We start from the raw sequence: 17,537 nt of genomic DNA, 5'->3' as shown, positions 1-17,537 counted from the left end.
CAAAAAAGCGAGCAGAAATTTCTGCTCGCTTTTATTTTACTATCTGTTCTTAATCAGAAGCCATCCGTTGTAGATTCTTCCATCAGAAACTTTGATCGTGTACCAGTAATTTCCGGTGGAGATGGCATGAGATTCATACTTTCCATCCCATTGAAAAGGATTCTTTTTAATAATCTCTTTGTAGATCACAGCGCCTCTTCTGTCATATAAGCTTACCTCTGTTCCCGGATAATTTTCCAGCCCTGCGATTCTCCATGTATCATTGATGCCATCACCGTTGGGGCTGATAGCATTTGGAATATTGAATATTGAGAAGTTCTTCTGCCCGATAATACATCCGGATTTTGTTCTCACATACACAGTATATTCTCCCATCTTTAAATTAGTGAATATATTAGAATCCTGCCATGTGAAATTATCTAAAGAAAACTCATAATTTCCGCTCTGAGAAAGAATCACTGTTGCTGTATTGTTTGTAATATTCACAGAAACAATATGAGCCAAAACAGAATAACTCACCTGAGTAGAGCTTGTACTTTCACATCCGAAAACGTTGATTACTTTCACAGTATATGTTCCCGGAGTAGATACTGTAATAGCTTGAGTGGTTGCTCCGGTATTCCATTCATAAGACTTAAATCCCGGACCCGGATCTAAAACAACTGATTTCCCTTCACAGAAATCAAGCATATCAGGAAGCAGAACAATAGGTTTTGGATTAAGCGTAAGGTTTAATCTTACCACCTTAAAACATCCGTCCGGAGTTGAAACCCTTACGTGGATAAGGGTTGTCCCGACATTCAAAATATAAGCTGAAGGATTAGAAATAGGGTTTCCTGAAGTGTCAGTATAAGTGAAAATATAATTCCCTGGATTATTAATAATACTTGCTTCATATGAGTGAAGGTTAACAACCATTGAATTAGCAGTAGTTGTATTACACTGTACCTGCGTAATGTCTTTTGCGGGCACATTATCGGTAGATAAAGTTACTGTAATTGCCAGTTTTTCAGATTCACAGTTGTTTATTGTCTGGGTTACAAAGTACGTTTGTCCGCTTACAAGAGGAGCTGTCACCGGAATTATATTTCCTGCTGTATTATAGAATTTTAGGGATGTTCCTGTTACAACGATCTTTTCTATTGTAGGATTTGCAGAAGCACAGAAATCCTGATCTACATTTCCTGTTGGTTTAGGCGTATTATTTACCGTTACCTGGATAGCTGATTTATTACTCTCACATCCGTTAATAGTCTGAGACGCATAATAATTTTGTCCATTGACAAGAGCAGTTGTTGCAGCTAAAATATTTCCTGCTGCATCGTACCATTTGATGTTTTGTCCTGTGATCTGAATATCGGAAATCTTAGGATTATTGGTAGCACAGAACGTTTGCTGAGCGTTTGCTGTTGTCGGAAGAGCAGGAGATGATACAATTACGTTTTGATTCTGAGTTGTTGTATTACCATTTCCGTCGTTATAAGTCCAGTGGATGATATAGTTTCCAGGGATTGAATAAGATAAAGGGTCTGTTGTTGTTGCAGTAATTGAGCCAGCACAATTATCGGTAGCAGTAGGAATAGTAGTAACCGTTGTATGACAATCTCCGGTAATGTCTGCCAGAGCAGGAATATTCGGAACAGGGGCAATATGATCACCTACAATAACATTTATGGTAAATGTTCCACTGCAAGTTCCTCCTGAAACCTGACAAGTATAAGTTCCTGCCTGAGTTGTTGTCGCATTAGGTATGGTTGGGTTCTGCTGGTTTGATGTAAAACCATTTGGGCCTGTCCAGCTATAGTTTGTTCCGCCAGAGGCATTAAGTTGAAGAGTAGAGTTAGTACAAACAGGAGAGTTTGATGAGAGTGTATTAGAAGAGTTGGTTGTACTATATTTATACAGTAGCACATCCTCAGCACCATTTCCACTGTTATTATTAATTGTTGTTCCGTTCAGTATGATCGGTATATTTCTAAAGTTTGATGAAAGATAGACATTATCATTATTGATGAAGATTTCGTTTGCTGCATTTAAGTTTTGATAAGGAGTATTTTGCGGGGCATCAGATTTGAACAGATATTCAGCTTCAAAATTGATTAAATTAATTTTAAAGAAAACCAAATCTTCACCATAATAAATGTTATTGGTATTAGAACTGGTAATCGTAGTATTGCCCAGTGTCATCGTTTTTGAAAAGGTTCCAAAGGTGTATAGGTAATCATTGGTTTCAGCAAAATAGGCATTATTTAAAGTTCTTGTATTATTATTGGATTCCTGAGGGATTTGTAAGAAACTGTTGTTGTAAAACTTTAAATACCGGAGTAGATTTAAATTATTAATATCAAACTCGGTAATAATACTTTGCTGTACTCCATTACTGGTACTGCCTGTAGAAAATGAAGTGTTGTCTACTTTTGTTGAAATAGCAAAAGTTCCATAAACATACATCTTATCATTAATTTTGTTATAATGAAGATTTGTGGGGCAATATGCCCAGTAAACTCCCGTATTGTTGGAGATCTCTTTAGAAAGGATCAACTGTAGGTTATGATCAAATTTTTCAATCTTACTATATGCAAAATTCGCATGAACTTTTGATATATAAATGTTACCGGCATTATCCATTTCAGAGTCTTTAAAAAATTCCATATCCTGACCTAGCTGGATCGCATTGTAGAAATTTCCATTGGTATCAAATTTGGCTAGAAATCCTCTGCGATAAGGCTGCGTAAGACCGCTGTTATTGGTTAATGAAACCTGATTGAAAAAATCCAGTGTATAACTGAAAACACCTGTTACAATAACATCATTCTGATGAACAAATATGTTTTTTGCCAGTCTTCCAATCTCTCCAGTGAATTGTTTCTCCCAAATTAAAGTACCGTCTGCACTGTATTTTTTTAATTTGTTGACATAGTTCATATAATAACCAGACGTTCCAAGCGTATAGATATTCCCGGCATTGTCTACTGTTAAAGCCTGTATTACATCATATTTTTCCCAAATCAGATTACAGTTAAAATCATATTTGAGCATTTTGGCATACGTATAAGACTGGTCAGCCTGATAAACATATAAAAAACCATCATTTGTTTTTTTCATGCCTACCATATTATCCTCAATCCAGCCCCCAAAATTTTTTGCACAGTTATTACATTGTGAATAACACAGAGTTGCTATCAATAGAACGAATAGCAAGAGAAGTTTTCGCATTGGGTTATTAATTTTTGCGGCAAAGATATAAAAATAGACTTCTCATTAAACAGTAAGTAATAACAAACTTTTGTGAACAAATATGATGGATATCATGACAATTTTGTTTAATTTTTTTGTTTAACAATTTTGTCAAAAATATTTTTTACTATAAATTTGCACAAATTTGTTTAACAAAAATGTCAAATCAAGCAAAAAAAGACCAAACACAGGAATTGATCAAAGAGACAGCGAAGAATTTATTCTTTGTGAAAGGAAAATTTGATGCTACTACGCAGGAGATTGCAGATGAAGCTGGAGTGAACAGAACCCTTATTAATTACTATTTCCGTTCAAGGGATAAGCTTATCCAGATCATCTTTGATGAAGCACAAAGAGTAGAACAGGAAAAATCGAAGATCATTCAGAATTCTGATCTGCCTTTTAAAGAGAAGATCAGCCAATTCATAGAAAGCAGTCTTTCTACAAGTCTTCAGTATCCATATCTGGAAACGTATATCGTATCCCAGATCAATAAAGGAACCTGCCATCAGAGAGAAATTGAAGAAGATATCCTGAACGATATGTACAAGGATATTGAAAAGGAAATGGAATTGGGAAATATTGAGAAAATGGCACCTGTTCAGTTTATTCTGAATATGGTTGCGCTATTGGTATTCCCAAGTGCAATAAGACCATTATTTATGGAAAATCTTTTAATTAATGATGAAGAATATGATAAGATTATTTCTGAAAGAAAAGAGATTATTATCAATATGTTGTTCAAAAACTAAAAAAAAACTAAAGTATTTCTGAAAATGATTCGTCAAATAGAAATAAATAATGACTGAAAATTAAATAAAAAATAAACGAAGTATAAAATTATGAATAGAAAACGTATAACTGCTACAAAGCTAAAAATTGGGATAGCTTCAGCATTTATGATTTTCGGCTCTACACTGATGTCTGCCCAGCAGCAGGTTTCCCTGCAGGAAGCAATAAAGCAGGCACTTCAAAATAAAGCAGAAGCTAAAAAGGCTGCTTTACAGGTCAAAAAAGCCGAATTTAAAATTGATGAAGCCAGAGCTGGTGCCCTTCCGCAGGTGACTGCAACGGCAGGTTTAACCTATAATCCGATTATTCAGGAATCTTTACTGGAATTTGGAGGAGAGAAAATCAGAGCTCAATTTGGTCAGCCTTGGGGTTCAACAGCTTCTGTACAACTTCAACAGGCGATTTTTGATCAAAGAGTATTTACAGGATTGAAAGCTGCAAAATCAACAAGAGAATTTTATGTACTGAATGCTCAGTTAACCAATGAACAGATTATTGAAAATGTAGCAACAGCTTATTATCAGGTGTTTGTACAGGAGGAAAATCTTAAAACGGTAACTGCAAGCTATGCCAACACTGAAAAAGTAAGAAATGTGATTAAAAGTCTGGTTGATAATGGTTTGGCAAAATCAATCGATTTAGACCGAACAAATGTTCAGCTTACCAATATTGGTTCTAATAAACAGACCTTAATCAACTCTGTTGAACTTTCAAAAAATGCCCTGAAGTTTTATATGGGAATCCCGATTTCTACAGACATCGAACTTGAAGAAAAAGAAATCGAACCAAAGCCTGAGCTGATTGCGAGCAACGTAAATCTTAATGATCGTACAGAGCTTAAAGTTTTAAACAAAAATAGGGAACTTTTGGTTTTCAATAAAAAAGCGACTGAAGCTTATCTTTATCCATCAGTAAATCTTACAGCGAACTATGGATGGGGAGCAAACGGTGCAAAATTCCCGTTGACAAATGGTCTTAGCAGAGGCGTTCTTTGGAGTGATTATTCAGCCATTGGTTTGAATGTAAATATTCCTATTTTCACTGGAGGAGCTACAAAAGCAAAGATCAACCAGGCAGAAATCGATATTCAGGATCTTGATGTTGATATTGAAAATACTCAGTTGAGCTTAAGTTTAGATTATAAAAATGCAGTTACCAATATGGAAAATGCATTGATTAATATCGAAAGCATGAAAGATAATGTAGGATTGGCAGAAAGAGTTCAGAAAAATACTCAGTCTAACTATCAGTATGGCCTGGCTACCCTTACAGAAGTACTGGATTCTGAAAATGCTTTGACACAAGCAAAACAGAACTATTCTAATGCACTATTAGATTACAAACAGGCAGAGATTAAACTGATAAAAGCTAAGGGTGAACTAAACACACTACAAAACTTATAATAAACTAAAATGAAAAAAACTTTAATATATATCATCGTAGCAGCTGTACTGGTAGGGTTAGCCGCGTATAAGATTGCTGGTAACAAAGAAAAGCAGACGCAGGAAGTAAAAGAAGTTGCCAAGCAGGTAGATAAAATCAATGTCAATATTGTAACGGTTACAAGAGAAAATATTGATACAGACTATTCAGCCAACGGAACTTTCATTCCTAAGCAGGAAATGAACCAGTCTTCTGAAATCTCAGGACGTATCGTAAGTGTTTTGGTAAAAGAAGGTTCAAGAGTTGGAGCTGGTCAGGTTTTAGCAACAATTAAAAGAGATGCTATTGAAGTTGATGTTACCCAGGCTCAGAATAATCTTCAGAATGCTATTATGGATAACCAACGCTATGAAAACGCTTACAAAACAGGCGGAGTTACAAAGCAACAGCTTGATAACTCAAGATTACAGCTGAAAAATATGCAGGCTGCAGTTAGAGCACAAAGCGTAAAAGTAAATGACACAAGCATCCGTGCGGGAATCAGCGGAACAATCAACAAGAAAATGGTTGAACCGGGAACAGTAGTTTCTCCTGGAACGTCCATGTTTGAAATCGTAAATATCAACAGCCTTAAACTTTCTGTTTTAGTAGATGAAAGCCAGATCGGAAAAATCCAGTTAGGTCAGGAAGTTCCGATTAAAGTAAATGTTTTACCTGAAGATTCTTTCGTAGGTAGAATTACTTTCATCGCTCCTAAAAGTGATGCTTCTCTGAATTTCCCTGTAGAAATTGAAGTACAAAACAGAGGAAACCTGAAAGCAGGTATGTACGCAACTGCTAAATTCAGTACAAACAACGGTGCCGAGACTCAGAATATGCTGACAGTTCCTGCAGAAGCGTTTGTAAATGGAGTAAGCTCAGGACAATTATTCGTTGTTCAGAATGGAGTTGCTAAATTGATCAAAGTAACCATTGGAAAAGTTTACGGAGATAAAGTTCAGGTGTTAAGCGGATTGAATGGAGGAGAGCAGGTGGTAACCAGCGGACAGATCAATCTGGATAACGGATCTAAAGTGAACATTATAAAGTAGTAGATCTATGAAGTTAGCAGAAATATCGATTAAAAGACCCTCGCTGGTAATTGTATTATTTACAATTCTGACGTTGGGAGGTATCCTGAGTTATACGCTCATGGGATACGAATTGATTCCAAAGTTTGAAACCAACATGGTAACCATTTCTACGGTTTATCCGGGAGCTTCACCTGCAGAGGTGGAAACCTCCGTGACCCGAAAGATTGAAGATGCCGTAGGGTCTTTGGAAAACGTTAAAAAAGTAGAATCTTCTTCATACGAGAGTTTATCCGTAATCATGGTTCAGCTGAACGATGGTGCCGATGTAGACTACGCCTTGAATGATGCCCAGAGAAAGGTAAATGCGATTCTGGCAGATCTTCCGGAGGATGTAAAAGCACCGTCTTTGAATAAATTCTCCTTAGATGACTTACCTATTATCACGATGAGTATTTCATCGGATAAACTGAACAGTAAAGATCTTTATGACTTATTGGATAAAAAGATTGAACCTATTTTCTCCCGTGTAAACGGTGTGGCTCAGGTTGACCTTGTAGGTGGACAGGAGAGAGAAATCCAGGTGAATCTTGATGAAAAAAAATTACAGGGGTACGGACTTTCAATCGGAGACGTACAACAGGCAATTCTTTCATCAAACCTTGACTTCCCTACAGGAAGTTTGAAAACGAGAACTACAAAATCTACGATCAGACTTTCAGGAAAGTATAAATCTACAGAGGAAATGAATAACCTTGTTGTTTCTAACAAAAATGGAGCACAAGTACGTTTATCTGATATTGCAACCGTTTTCGACTCTCAGAAGGATGTTGAAAAAGTAGCGAGATTCAACCAGTTTCCTACCATTTTAATGCAGGTTAAAAAACAATCTGATGCGAATGCCGTAGCGGTATCTGAAAGTGTTCAGAAAACAATTAAAACAGTAGAAGAAGCTTATAAAGTTCAGGGAGTAAAAGTAAAAATCGTAAACGATACTACAGAATTTACCCTTGAATCCGCCAACCACGTTATTTTCGACTTATTTTTAGCGATTATCCTCGTGGCCATTGTGATGTTATTATTCCTTCACAGTATCAGAAACGCATTCATCGTAATGGTTTCTATCCCGGCTTCATTGGTGGCAGCGTTCATCGGAATGAACCTTATGGGATATACTTTGAACTTAATGAGTTTACTGGGACTTTCACTCGTGGTAGGGATCCTGGTGGATGACGCAATTGTAGTACTGGAAAACATTTACCGTCACATGGAGATGGGTAAAAGTAAGATCAGAGCGGCTTATGACGGAGCTTCAGAAATTGGATTTACCGTTGCTGCGATTACCCTGGTAATTGTGGTGGTATTCTTACCGATTGCAATGAGTTCAGGTCTTGTAGCCAACATCCTGGCACAGTTCTGCGTCACGGTAGTTATTGCCACCTTGTTATCCTTATTGGCTTCATTTACCATCATTCCTTGGTTATCATCAAGATTCGGTAAACTGGAACATTTAACAGGTAAAAACTGGTTTGAGAAATTCATCCTTTGGTTTGAAGGATTAATTGACAAATTCACACACTGGATCACAGGAATCCTTGAATGGTGTCTGAAAACAACATTAAGAAGAATTTCAACAGTAGTAATTACATTCATTGTCTTAATCAGTTCATTCATGCTGGTAGCATTCGGATTCATTGGAGGTGAGTTCTTCCCGCCAATCGACCGTGGTCAGTTCTTAGTACAAATGGAATTGTCAAAAGATGCAACCGTTGAAAAAACAAACCAATTAACATTAGACGTTGAGAAGTTTTTAAGAAATGATAAAGATGTTGTAGATCTTATTACAACAGTTGGACAGCAGTCTACAGGTTTTGGTGGTGCTCAGGCAACAACATATCAGTCTGAGGTTCAGGTAAACTTAACAGATAAGTCTGAACGTTCTGAAAGTACCAATATCAAAGCTGCAAAAATTAAAAGACAGTTAGAGGAGAAATTCACAGGAGTTGAATTTAAAACCGCTCCAATCGGTATCATGGGTGCTGAAAATGCTCCTATTGAAATGGTGGTAACCGCTCCGGATAACGCTACAGCAGTAAAAGAAGCTACAAGAATCCTTGAACTATTGAAAAAAGTTCCCGGAGCAGTAGATGCAGAATTGTCAACCGATACAGGTAGCCCGGAAGTTCAGGTAAGTATTGACAGAGATAAAATGTCTGCTTTAGGTTTAAACCTTTCAAGTGTAGGACAGACAATGCAGACGGCATTCAACGGAAATACTGACGGAAAGTTCAGAGCCGGGGAATATGAATATGACATCAATATCCGTTTCGGAGATGTGAACAGACAGTCTATTGATGACGTTAAAAACCTTATGTTTACAAACCCTCAGGGACAGCAGGTTCGTTTAAGCCAGTTTGCGGATGTGAAAATGGGTTCAGGACCAAGTTTGCTTGAACGTAGAGATAAATCTCCATCTGTAAAAGTAAGAGCTAAAGCTGTAGGTAGACCAGTAGGGGACGTAGCTAATGAATGGGCAAATCAGTTCATGAACAGCACCAAAAAACCTGTGGGGGTAGATTACATCTGGAGTGGAGATATGGAAAACCAACAGGAAGGTTTCGGTACGTTAGGAATTGCATTATTGGCAGCTATCGTATTGGTATACCTGGTAATGGTTTCACTATATGACAGTTTCGTATATCCTTTCGTGGTATTGTTCTCAATCCCGTTAGCGATGATCGGGGTAATGGTAATCCTTGCCTTAACGGCTAACTCGTTGAACATCTTCACGATGTTAGGGATGATCATGTTGATTGGTCTGGTAGCGAAGAATGCGATCCTTATCGTTGACTTTACGAATGCGAGAAAGGCAGCAGGTGCCAATACTCACGATGCCTTGGTACAAGCCAACCACGCACGTCTTCGTCCGATCCTGATGACCACCATTGCGATGATCTTCGGTATGTTACCGATCGCATTGGCAACAGGTGCCGGAGCTGAGATGAACAAAGGTCTTGCATGGGTAGTAATCGGTGGTTTAACATCATCACTATTCCTTACATTGATCATTGTACCGGTAGTATACTCTTTATTTGATTCTGTTCTAAGAAGAATGGGTAAAGATACTAAAGTAGATTACGAAGCTGAAATGAAAGCAGATTATGTACACAGAGAACTGAATGAAGACGGATTTACTCCGAAGCATTTAGATAAATAAATTAAACCTTTAATTAACCGAAAGCGCCTCAGATTTTCTGAGGCGCTTTTTTGTTGATATTATTATTATTATTATTATTATTATTATTATTATTATTATTATTATTATTATTATTATTATTATTCAGTTCGATTACTTGCTGAAGGCCTTTTTCTGTAGTCTATTTCAAAAACAATGGGAGAATATTCATTGTTTGATTTACACTTATCAGCTATTTTTTTTAATTTATCAATTTCATCATCGAATTTATTGTTATTTTTTAATATTAAATAAATGCTTTTGTCAGTTTTTTCAGCTTTATCATAAGTTGTTAATTGGTATAAAAAGCCATTTTCTAATTTCGGGTTATCAGCAAATTTTATTTCAACATTTACATTAATTTTTAATCCCTGTGAAATATTAAAATCCACAGGACCATTTCCTGAGTTTACTTCTGGAGATAGTTTTAAATTATTAGCAGAGCAATAAGTAAAAGCGACGGCGTAAAATAAAAGTTGTGCTTTTTTTTCTTCAACTCTTTTCCCATTAATTTCATATAATAATTTATATAAGCCATTTGATTCAATTAATTCCTTGAAATTTTTACAAATCTCAACGATTAATTCTAAAATATTATCTTTTGTTACAGGATTAAATTTTGACAGGTCAACACTCGGAAATGTTGAATTCCCATAATTAAGAATTATTTTAGCTTCATTAAAATCTAATACTTTTATATTTTCTTTATTAAGAAAATCAAACTCGTCACTATAATTTATAATCGCATCTGAAATTAAATTTTTTGATAGAGAGCTTGAACATATATTTAATATTAAGTTTTTCGTTTTATTTTTCAATGGAACTTTAAAAAAAGAAGATTCCTTACGCATATTTAAAAATCTAAACCAGTCGGATAAATCTTTATCTTTTTCAATAATTCCTTTATAAATTTCAATAATTTCCTCATCATTATCAATACAAATCTTTTTTGAATTTTCTGGTACAAAAACAAATAATAAATCAAGAATGCTTTTTTTGTTTATACATGAATATTCTAATAATTTGGGACAAACTGTATATTCTTGCATATTAAATTTGATGTTTTAAAAATTCTGTAGTATCTTCTAAATCTGTTGAATAGAATTCAATTGGCCAATCAAAAGAACCTCTACTACTGACTTCCAATTTTTGTATTCTTGCACTTGTTGTTTTTTTCTTACTACCTTGGATAAAATAAATTGCTACATCATTATTATTAATTTTACCTTCAGCTATTCTTCTTCTTAATCTTTTCAATAGAGATTCACTATGAGTTTCTATTAATAATTTTTTTGATTGTGATTTATCAGCAACAATGTCGATGAATAAGTCTGCAAGTTCTGATTGCATCATTGGATGAAGATGTATTTCAGGTTGTTCAATGATTGTTAGTGAATCTGGTTTTGATAAAAAGCCTTGTACAATAATCGGTAGTACTTGAGATATACCAAAACCGACATCAGTTATATCCAAACTAAGTCCATTTTGGTTAATTTTTAATCTATGTATTACTTCTTTAACATCTTCGACACCTACAGATAAACCAAATTTTTCGAACCATAAATTAACTTTTGAAATTAGACTTGAATGCTTTTTTAGTGTTTCGGTTATACTATCACCATCAATGGAGTCTAATGAATTGGAAATGTTGGATTCATCTAGAAAATAATATCTTTTTGGAAAAGCTCTAAGTGGACTTATATAATTTATTTTATCGATACTAAAATTACTAGATAAGATCCTATTTAATAATGAAAAAATATTAAATGTGTTATTGCAAAAATAATTTTTATTATAGAGCTTTCTTCTAAATAATTGATTTATTGGAGTGTCTGCTGAAGGTATTATTGATAGTTTTTCAAATTTTATACTTTTCCCAAACTCAACTCTATATTTTTCTAAAATTTTACTTTCAATTAAATCACTTTCAAGGATGTATTTTTTGTGTCCTTTGTTGTATTTTATACTAAATTTCAATAGTATTTGAGAACTATTTTTCCAGCATAACTCAACAACTTCCAATAAATCGTTTTTTTTATTACGTCTAATTTCATATTCTATATTTATTTCTCCTGAAATTTTATTTGAAACTTGATCAATAAAGAAATACGAATCTTCAATTTCGTTAATATTTTTGCTAATTAATAATTCTTTGATTTCTTCTTTTTGAAATCGAATATTTTTAGAAAATGTTTTATTTGACAGTTTATAGTTTTTAAAAAAAATATCTAAATCTTCTTTTAAATATTTTTTTTTAAGTCTTTTTACATCTTTAATTACAAGGAAAATATTACTTGTGTCAATATCTTTGAAATTCTTAGTTGAAAAAAAGTGTCTTTGATTAGTAATACTATTAAATCTTTCATCTAATTGGGTTAGGCGATAATGAAGATCAATAATATCATTTTCCATAGAACGTTTCAAAAAATTAAATTCCGTAAAAAAATGATTCTTTTGTGAAATATTAAATTGTAATGAAAAACGCAGATTTTTATTAGTATTTTTATTTCTGAATATATTTTCAACCTCGCCAAGGTTGACAAATTTTCCATTAAGTTTCAAAGCAGACTCATAGTCATTAACATTATTAATAGTTTGCTTTAACATTAATAAAAATTGAATAATACTGCTTTTTCCTGAACTATTTGTTCCAAGTAAAATTGTTATTGGTTTGATATCTAAATTTTCTTTTTCAAATGCCTTATAATTGGTTAAGGATAAATTTTCTATCATGACATTAGTTTAATTTATTATGTAATTTTAACTAATGTATATTTTTTTTAAAAAAAACCCTTACGGGAATCCGTAACCAACCAAAAAAATATAAATCTTTAAATAGAATATATTTTCATGGAACAAAAAAAGCTCCCAGTAAAACTGGAAGCTCTTCTATATTGTAGTAGAAAAAATTAATCTGCCATAGCCTCTCCGGACTTTCTGTAAACGAAGTTTCCGTAGATATGTCTTCTTGCAAAACGGCTTGGTGAATCAGCGTTGATCATTTTAATGTAAGTGTTTTTAGGAACTCCCATATACTCATACATATTTCCGTTTAAGTGCTGAACCGTTAAAATTGATTTCTCCAGATAAAAATCCTGAATATTCGATTTTGTAATGGTTTCAGTATATTCTTCTTTGTACTTTTCCTGTGTTTCAGGATTAATACTTACCAAAAAGTGGTATGCCTCAATCACAGATTTACTTTTTTCTTCTGCTTCCTGCTTTCCTGCTTCATCATTAATGAATTTATCAGGATGGGTATCTTTCATTACATTCCTGTAAATCGTCTTTAATTCTCTTAAAGTAACGTTTTTATCAACTCCAAGAAGTGTTCTGTGCTCACCAATTTTTTTCATATCTCTAATCCTTATTTTCGGGGTGCAAAATTAAGAAATTAAATCCATAAAATCATAACTTATTCATTATTAATTTATTTGAACATTTTTGAAGTTGGAAATTTATAATGGATAGAGGTAAGTACAGAGCGTAAAATTAACTTTTACAGCTAATTAAACGCAGAATACAAATTTTTATTCAGTTTAAAATAAATAAATCCATTCTTAAAATCAATCACTGTATTGAACCTTTTTAAAAACTGATTACCAAAAAATCCCGCCATTTTTTCTGTGGAATCAATTCCCTCTGTAGAACCCGAAAGTGTAATCGGAAGATTATAAAGATATTTCTGAGCGAATTTAACAGTCGGACAAATAACAACAGGCATTTCATACACAGATCCGTCAGAACCTTGTGCTGTGGCTTTACCTATTGTTTTCATGGTTGTTACCAGAACATTCTTTTTTGCAAAAGGAGAAGCAATCGTAAGCACATCATCCGCTCCGCTGTCGAGCCCAAAGAATCCTGAATATTCTTTATCATTCACAAGGATACTGCTTTCTACGGCAGGGTAATTGTCGATCATATGGAGTTTTACCTTTTCATATCCTGTTAAATCCACAGACAGGTCATCTTCTTCATAAAACCGGATTTCATTTCTATGATAATTTATTTCAATGAGTTTGCTCTTCATTATATCCGTTCCGAAGACCCCATCAAAATGGGTAGATTCATAAGGAATAAGAGTAAATTGTATTTCCTTTTTCTCAAAATTTCCAAACTGTATTGTGTTGTGGCTGCTGTAATCTACAGTATTCACTCCATTAGAACCTCTGTTTTCAGACTTTCCATCAATTTTCATTGGGATCTTTTTCCTTGAATTGCTATTAATCACAGAGCCATCGGCACCTGTGTCAAACAGGAACTTAATACTGTCGGTTTTGTTTACTTGGCAATACACATAGACGGAATTGTTTTCCAGGGAAAAGGGAAGAATAGTAGGTGTTTTTTGAGCAGATACTGTTAGACACAATACCAAGGTCAGGAGAATAACAATTGGCTTCATGGAGTAGTTTTAAAGACGAAAATAGAGGTAATGACGGCTTTTACAAAGAAATAACAGGCCATTAACCCACTTTTAACCGTTCCTTAACCGTTCTCTGCAGACTTAACCAATAAAAAACAGAACCCAATCTGAGTGCTGCTATTCTATTTTTTAATGATTCAATCTTTCAATCTTTTTAATAAGTTTATGGCTGATCACAAGTTCTTTTTAACTTGGTGAAAATCTTATCAAAATCCTTATAAGTTGTCTCTTCATTATTACGCTTTTGTCTGAAACTGCTGTTGGCACAGTTGTGAAAACCAAGACCGATCATATCAATTAATGCATAATCTTCTTTTTGGGGGTCGTTCATTTTGGCATCAAACCTTGCCATTACGCCTTTCGGGTCAGCATTATTTTTGCTTTTAAGTTCAGTATACGCTCTCCAGGCTGCAAACATCTTTTCTCTGTCAGGAGAAGATATAGCATCAATCTGTTCTCTGCAGGTATTATAATATTTACTGTTTCTCAGCGTGGAAGGATCAGAATAGGCTAGGATTTCTTCTTTGTTAAGTTGGTATTCATTTTCAAAAGAATCAATGGTTTCTTCCATTAATTTTTTCCATTGGGGAAGATCAATGACTTTAAGGCTGTACAATTCCTTTTTCTTTTCCTCATACTGCTTTTCCAGTTCCTGTAAATAAGTTTCTCTGTTTTTGCGGATCTCGTCAAGCTGGGTAATTTTAAAAACAGGTTGGGTGTCAAATACAACACCATTGAACTGATACAAAAGTTTATTTACCCCGTCTATTTCTTCCTTGTTATATTTAGCCGGGTCAAAATACCCTTTATTGTCACAATTAAAAGTCTGATAGCTGTAAGGGGTCAGATTGTTTGCTTTTGCAGGAGTTTTTTGCCCCCAAATAGTAATGGATAAGGCCAAAGCAAGCCCGATCATCATTTTTTTCATGTACATAACCTGTTGAAAGAATCCGAATTTTCTGAATTTCTATGCAAAATTAAGGCTTTAAATTCGAAATATAAAGGATTAAATAGATTTTCTCAATGGTTTTTGCAAATTTTATATGAATTTTATACTGAATGGTTTATGTTTTAAAAATCCAAGCTCCTTAAATTCTAAAAAATGAATAGCAATAAACTGATACAGAGTTATTTTCATTAATAATAATTACTTACTTCAATAAGATTATAATCCGGATCACGGAAGTAAACTGATTTGATTTTTCCTACCGCTCCGGTTCTGTCTACAACTCCCTCAATAATTTCTATATTTTTCTGTCTGAGCTCTTTCATTATCTCATGAACATCTGTCTCTGCAATAAAGCAAAGATCAGCAGAACCACAGGTTGGAGTCTTTGCCTTAGGTTCAAATTCATATCCTTTCTGATGCAGATTAATCTTTTGATTTCCAAAAATGAGTGCTTTTCTGTTCTCTCCAAAAGTAACGACTTCAAATCCCATAACATGAGTGTAAAATTTAATAGTCTTATCAATATCTGCCACCGTTAAAACAAGATGGTCAAGGTTTTTAATTTTCATACATTAATTTTTAGATAATAATGCAGATCAAAATTAAGGCTATTTAGACGATTGTTGTCCTGTAATTGATTGTTTTTTTAGATTTAAAATAATAGATTTACACACATTAACACGAAGCCATGATATATTATTTTTTTCTTCTTTTTATTATTGCTGTTTTGGGAGGAATCTCTTATCTGATAATGCGTTTTTTCAGTAAATGGACCCGAAATAGTCAATATGGAGCATTTTTTAATACCCTGATATTTATTGCATCATTTTTTCTGGTGTCATTTATCAGTCTTTTAATCTTCTTTTCCACCGTTGATTTTTCCAGGTAATAATGATTCTTTTCTGAGAATTAAATAAGCCATAAAAAGATTGATCATAAGGGCTGCCCAGACATTCAGACCATAAAAAAGTTCATAATCATGACGGGTTTCATTATAAAACAGATTTTTAACAATTCTGAACGTAATGGCTGTGGTGGTAACTGCATAGCTTAAGATCATATGCATCCTGTGTCTGTTCACATTTCCTTTTTTGATGAAAAGTACGGCTACAATAGTGAAATAAGCCCAAAGGACATCCTGGATCAGAAATCCTGTAATTCCAATAATGCCGCCATTGGAAAAAAGTCCCAGTACAAAGCAAGCCGGAACATTGATGATCAGAATATTATAAACATATATTTTTCCAATTATCTTATGAAGTCCTTTATTTTCAGTCAAAAATCGATTTGAAAACTGTGTCAGACCTGCCAGAAGGCAAAGCGTTATGGAAAAGATGTGAATGTAGAAAAAAGTCATCCAGTACGGATTATTCACTACCTGCTGCTTAAAAGCCAGAAATCCTATATTTTTTTCAAAAGAAGTATACTGGGAAATGGTTTTCAGCATCAGAATACTGAAAAGAAGGACCAAAAATAAAGCACTTACTTTAATGATCTTTATTCCCAAAGACTTCATATGGTATAAAACGATTAATCTTCCAATACTTCTCTGATCTGTTTTTCAAGATCTTCCATGTTTTCAAACTTTCTCAATTCCAGTGACTTTCCTGAAGATCTGAGCTCTGCAATAATATCAAGGATTAATTCTAAAGGCTCAGCTTCGTAGCCAAACAGATTGCTGTCAAAATTAGTTCCTACCAATAATCCGTCACTATTCATTCCCAGACACCAGTTTTCTACAAACTCGTTGAGAGGAATAGGAGAGGGCTCATAATGATTCCACTGGTTTTCTATGCATGATTTTGCTATGACAGCATCAGACCAGAAGCAAATGATCTGTACCTCTTCACCGTCTTCGTATTCTGACTCGTTGGAGTAGGAGGTAGCATAGCCATTACCATCTTTTAAAGCATAGACTGTTTCTGTCTCAGTAATTTTTTTAATAAAGTCTTTATGACGATTCTCTACCGTAATATGATCTTGGAGCATTTTTATTGAATTATAAATTATGAGTGATGAATTGTAGGTCTTATGAAATTTCACTCTTGTTGATATGAATAATTTCGGGATTTTGACCATCTGAATCTCTTTTAGATCTACCATAAAGTCCTATTTCAAGATCATTTGGAGAATCACTGTCCAGTTCGGAAGGATGTACATACGTATACATACCATATCCATGCCCGGAAACCAGCCATCCTTCAGTAAGGTTTAAATGAATTACATTGAAATCTCCGGCAGGGCCTCCGGCATAAACCGGACCAAATTCTTTCATTAATTGTAATGCTTCCTTTTTTATATCTTCGATAATACTGATATCATCAAAAATAATATAAGTGCCATTTTCAAAAAGAACCCAATCCTGAAATTTGGGATTAATGGCAAGCTTCACATGTTCAATCATCTGTTAATAGTTTAAATATGAATTATAAGTTAATATTTTTATTT

At 34.1% G+C, this 17,537-nt stretch carries 14 protein-coding genes; 4 read left to right on the top strand and 10 right to left on the bottom strand.

All coding sequences use genetic code 11. The features are described 5' to 3' along the window. Nucleotides 1-39: 39 nt before the first annotated feature. Nucleotides 40-3,105 (bottom strand): T9SS type B sorting domain-containing protein, encoded by a 3,066-nt coding sequence (locus tag REB14_RS01335; RefSeq protein ID WP_309521277.1) that lies wholly within the window; start codon nucleotides 3,103-3,105, stop codon nucleotides 40-42. Nucleotides 3,106-3,395: 290 nt separating this feature from the next. Here REB14_RS01335 and REB14_RS01330 point away from each other — a divergent pair, with 290 nt between their 5' ends. The 4 genes from REB14_RS01330 (at nucleotide 3,396) to REB14_RS01315 (ending at nucleotide 9,699) form a co-directional block, all read left to right on the top strand. Beyond that, entirely contained in the window at nucleotides 3,396-3,989 is a 594-nt protein-coding gene (locus tag REB14_RS01330; protein WP_034695556.1) for a TetR/AcrR family transcriptional regulator, read from the top strand. A gap of 90 nt (nucleotides 3,990-4,079) precedes the next feature. Then, the gene (locus REB14_RS01325; protein WP_079241920.1) at nucleotides 4,080-5,432 is read left to right on the top strand and encodes a TolC family protein; all 1,353 of its coding nucleotides are present in this window, start codon (nucleotides 4,080-4,082) and stop codon (nucleotides 5,430-5,432) included. A gap of 9 nt (nucleotides 5,433-5,441) precedes the next feature. Beyond that, on the top strand, nucleotides 5,442-6,503 hold the full coding sequence (locus tag REB14_RS01320; RefSeq protein WP_079241919.1) for an efflux RND transporter periplasmic adaptor subunit: 1,062 nt from the start codon (nucleotides 5,442-5,444) through the stop codon (nucleotides 6,501-6,503). Nucleotides 6,504-6,510: 7 nt separating this feature from the next. Next, entirely contained in the window at nucleotides 6,511-9,699 is a 3,189-nt protein-coding gene (locus REB14_RS01315) for an efflux RND transporter permease subunit (protein ID WP_079241918.1), read from the top strand. 119 nt (nucleotides 9,700-9,818) lie between these two features. Here REB14_RS01315 and REB14_RS01310 read toward each other — a convergent pair whose 3' ends face one another. From REB14_RS01310 to REB14_RS01270, 9 genes are all read right to left on the bottom strand, one after another. Next, nucleotides 9,819-10,766: a hypothetical protein gene (locus REB14_RS01310; RefSeq protein ID WP_309521276.1), complete on the bottom strand. Its 948-nt coding sequence runs from the start codon at nucleotides 10,764-10,766 to the stop codon at nucleotides 9,819-9,821. Between the two features lies 1 nt (nucleotide 10,767). Continuing rightward, nucleotides 10,768-12,450, bottom strand: coding sequence for an AAA family ATPase (locus REB14_RS01305; RefSeq protein WP_309521275.1), 1,683 nt, complete (start codon nucleotides 12,448-12,450; stop codon nucleotides 10,768-10,770). A 176-nt stretch (nucleotides 12,451-12,626) separates the two neighbouring features. Next, entirely contained in the window at nucleotides 12,627-13,073 is a 447-nt protein-coding gene (locus tag REB14_RS01300) for a KTSC domain-containing protein (RefSeq protein WP_079241917.1), read from the bottom strand. Nucleotides 13,074-13,222: 149 nt separating this feature from the next. Next, nucleotides 13,223-14,119, bottom strand: a complete 897-nt coding sequence (locus REB14_RS01295) for a retropepsin-like aspartic protease (RefSeq protein WP_309521274.1) — start codon at nucleotides 14,117-14,119, stop codon at nucleotides 13,223-13,225. A gap of 184 nt (nucleotides 14,120-14,303) precedes the next feature. Continuing rightward, a complete protein-coding gene (locus tag REB14_RS01290; RefSeq protein ID WP_309521273.1) occupies nucleotides 14,304-15,068 on the bottom strand; it encodes a hypothetical protein in 765 nt (254 codons plus the stop codon). Nucleotides 15,069-15,277: 209 nt separating this feature from the next. Next, complete coding sequence (locus REB14_RS01285; RefSeq protein ID WP_309521272.1) at nucleotides 15,278-15,658, bottom strand: VOC family protein; 381 nt, start codon at nucleotides 15,656-15,658, stop codon at nucleotides 15,278-15,280. A 284-nt stretch (nucleotides 15,659-15,942) separates the two neighbouring features. Then, a complete protein-coding gene (locus REB14_RS01280) occupies nucleotides 15,943-16,605 on the bottom strand; it encodes a DUF2306 domain-containing protein (RefSeq protein ID WP_079241914.1) in 663 nt (220 codons plus the stop codon). Between the two features lie 14 nt (nucleotides 16,606-16,619). Further along, nucleotides 16,620-17,078 carry a DUF2750 domain-containing protein gene (locus REB14_RS01275; RefSeq protein WP_079241913.1) on the bottom strand — a complete coding sequence of 153 codons (459 nt, stop codon included), beginning with the start codon at nucleotides 17,076-17,078 and terminating at the stop codon, nucleotides 16,620-16,622. 40 nt (nucleotides 17,079-17,118) lie between these two features. After that, on the bottom strand, nucleotides 17,119-17,493 hold the full coding sequence (locus tag REB14_RS01270) for a hypothetical protein (protein WP_079241912.1): 375 nt from the start codon (nucleotides 17,491-17,493) through the stop codon (nucleotides 17,119-17,121). Nucleotides 17,494-17,537 lie beyond the last annotated feature (44 nt).

Origin of the sequence: Chryseobacterium metallicongregator (genome assembly GCF_031324065.1) — a bacterium.
GTDB classification, from domain to species: Bacteria; Bacteroidota; Bacteroidia; order Flavobacteriales; family Weeksellaceae; genus Chryseobacterium; species Chryseobacterium metallicongregator.
This window is presented reverse-complemented; position numbering and strand designations above follow the sequence as displayed.